Origin of the sequence: Pantoea sp. CTOTU49201 (assembly GCF_032054795.1) — a bacterium.
Classification (GTDB): Bacteria; Pseudomonadota; Gammaproteobacteria; order Enterobacterales; family Enterobacteriaceae; genus Pantoea; species Pantoea symbiotica.
Map to the genome: position 1 here is coordinate 1 of NZ_DAMBSA010000474.1, position 3,295 is coordinate 3,295.

At 54.1% G+C, this 3,295-nt stretch carries 3 protein-coding genes; all 3 read left to right on the forward strand.

Annotated features, from left to right (window positions below; translation table 11 throughout):
* A partial coding sequence (locus RTY00_RS22370) for a TRAP transporter large permease (RefSeq protein ID WP_312666315.1) occupies positions 1-784 on the forward strand: 784 nt, incomplete at its 5' end.
* Between the two features lie 208 nt (positions 785-992).
* Positions 993-2,615, forward strand: coding sequence for a TIGR04028 family ABC transporter substrate-binding protein (locus RTY00_RS22375; RefSeq protein ID WP_312666317.1), 1,623 nt, complete (start codon positions 993-995; stop codon positions 2,613-2,615).
* A gap of 12 nt (positions 2,616-2,627) precedes the next feature.
* On the forward strand, positions 2,628-3,295 hold a 668-nt coding region (locus tag RTY00_RS22380), incomplete at its 3' end, for an ABC transporter permease (RefSeq protein WP_312666319.1).

Sequence of the window (3,295 nt, forward strand, 5' to 3'; positions counted from 1 at the left end):
CTCTTCGCTGTTTGTCGCCGGGATTATTCCCGGCCTGCTGCTGGGTTTCTGTTTGATGGTCATGTGCCTGGGATTTGCACGTAAACGCGGATATCCCAAAGGCGAACGCATCCCTTATAAGCAGGCGTTGAAAATCTTCTTCGATGCGTTTTGGGGCCTGTTCACCATTTTCATTATTCTTGGCGGGATTCTTTCGGGCGTGTTCACTGCCTCAGAATCGGCGGCCATCGCCTGCATCTGGGCATTCTTTGTCACCATGTTTATTTACCGTGATTTCAAATGGACGCAATTGCATATTCTGGTATTCCGCACCATCAAAACGGTAACCATTGTGATGGTTTTGATTGCCTTCGCAGCCGGTTTCGGTGCGGTGATGACCTTTATGCAATTACCCACCATCATTACCGAAGCCTTTACCCAATTCTCCAGCAACAAGTATGTGATTTTAATGTGTATCAACCTGCTGTTACTGGTGGTGGGAACGCTAATGGACATGGCACCGCTGATCCTGATTTTGACCCCGGTACTGTTACCGGTAGCCACCGCGTTAGGCGTCGATCCGGTGCATTTCGGTATGATTATGCTGACCAACCTGGGCATCGGTTTAATTACGCCACCGGTCGGCACGGTATTATTTGTCGCCAGCGCAGTGAGCAAGCAGAAGATTGAGCAAGTGGTATCCGCCATGCTGCCCTTCTATGGCATGTTATTTATTGTGCTGATGTTGATTACCTATATTCCGGCGATATCGCTGTGGTTACCGCGTTTAATGGGCGTGATGTAACAACCACGTATAATCACCGTAGGGTCGCCATTTATGGCGACCTCAATATATACCGCAGTAATCAGGTCGCCATAAATGGCGACCCTACGTCCAAACTTCTATTTATTTTTTTCGGCAAAGCTTAGTGCAATTCCTTGGTTCAACTCCCGTGTGCGGCATTCAATGATGAAAACCGCCCGTCGGGCTATTGATAAAAAAGGGAAACACCATGACTAAGCATTTTCACTTGCAGGCGTTGAGTTTGGCCCTGCTATCAGGGATTTTTAGCGCCAACGCGGCAGACACGCCGGTTAAAGGCGGCACGCTGGTTTATCTCGAACAACAGGCGCATACCAACCTTTATCCACCTGCCGGTGGCTTTTATCCCAATGGCGGAATTCTGAATCAAATCACCGATAAACTGACGTGGCAGAATCCAAAAACATTACAAGTTGAACCCTGGATTGCCGAAAGCTGGAGCAGCAACGCCGATAAAACCGAATATACCTTTAAAATTCGTCCCGGCGTCACCTTCTCCGATGGCACGCCATTAGATGCCAATGCGGTAGCCAAAAACTTTGATACCTACGGTCTGGGAAATAAAGCCCAGCGCCTGCCAGTTTCCGAGGTGATTAACAATTACGATCGCAGTGAAGTTATTGATCCACAGACGGTGAAATTCTATTTCAAAAAACCGTCACCGGGTTTTTTACAGGGCACCGCAACGATTGGATCGGGATTAGTTTCTCTCAGCACGCTGCAACGTAGCTTCGATCAACTCGGCGATGCACGTCATATTATCGGTTCCGGTCCGTTTGTGGTCAGCGATGAGAAACTCGGGCGCGAAGTCGATTTAACCGCGCGCAAAGATTATCAATGGGGCCCGAAAAATCTCGCCCAGCAAGGTCCAGCCAATCTCGACGGCATTAAATTCATCGTCACGCCGGAAGACAGCGTGCGCATCGGCGCGCTGCTGGCCGGTCAGGCCGACTTTATTCGTCAGGTACAAGCCTATGACGAGAAGCAGGCGCAACAGCAAAACTTCCCGATTTACGCGGCACCCACGCGCGGCGTTAACGACAGCATCAGCTTCCGCCCGGATAACCCGCTAGTCAGCGATGTGAAAGTGCGCCAGGCATTGCTGCACGCCACCAACGCGCAGCAAGTGGTGCAAACCCTGTTCTCACCGAACTATCCGCAGGCTACCTCAGTGATCGCCACTTCGGCTGCCGGTTACGTCAATCTGGCCGACAAGCTGAAATTCGATCCGGCATTGTCGAAAAAACTGCTGGATGAAGCGGGCTGGAAACCGGGCAGCGACGGCATCCGCGAGAAGGATGGCAAGAAACTGGCGCTGACCATTTATGAATCGCTGCCGCAGCCGCAGAACAAAGAGGTGCTGCAGCTGGTGGCACAACAGTGGCGTCAGGTTGGCGTCGCGCTGGCGGTGAAAGCCGGTGATGCCGGCAGCCGCGTGCTGGATAACCTCGATCCGCTGAAAACTCCGCTTACCGTTTCCGAAGTGGGCCGCGCCGATCCTGATGTGGTGAAAAGCCAGTTCTATCCAACCAACCGCGATGCGCTGCTGCAGAAAGGCGGCTCCAGCGACAAGGTGCAGAACTTCCGCGACGACAAGCTCAACACGCTGTTATTGGGTATCTCATCGGAAGTCGACCCAGCGAAACGTCTGGCAGTGACCGGCGATGCGCAGCGTTATCTGCTCGACCAAGCGTATGTGATTCCGATCTTTGAAGAACCGCAGGTGTTTGCCGGTGCGCCGTGGCTGAAAGGCGTGAATTTTGAAGCCGTAGGTCGTCCGTCGTTCTACGGCGCATGGCTGGAAAAACACTAAGGCAGGTTAATGATGCAACGTTCACTGCTGCGAAGAGTGGGTCAAAGCGTATTGGTGCTGTGGGCCGCGTTTACCCTGTCGTTCTTTCTGCTGCAGGTGCTGCCCGGCGATGCGGTGCTGATCAAGTTTCAGAACCCGGATCTGGGCCTCAGCCCGGATCAGATCGCCGAAATGCGACTGGCTTACGGCGCGGATAATCCGCTCTGGCAGCAGTACGTGCACACGCTGCTGGCGATGCTGCGCGGCGATTTTGGTTACTCGGTGCAGGCGGGCGTGCCGGTCAGCGAACAGCTGATTAGCAACCTGCCCGCCACGCTGCAACTTGCGCTGCTCGGCTTTGCGCTGGCAACGATTATTGCGTTCGCGCTGGCGGCGTTATCGCGCTTGCCAGCGCTGCGCTTCCTGCGTTCCTTGCTGCAATCGGTACCGGCGCTGTTTATCTCGCTGCCGACCTTCTGGCTCGGCATCGCGCTGATTCAGCTGTTCTCCTTCCAGCTGCGCTGGATCCCGGTGATCAATCCTTCGGCGCTGCAGGGTTTGATTCTGCCGGTGATTACCGTGGCGATCCCGATCTCCGCGCCGCTGGCGCAGATTCTGTTGCGCAGCATCGATCAGGTGTCAACCCAGCCGTTCGTGGCGGTGGCGCGCGCCAAAGGCGCCAGTGAAAGCCATGTGCTGTG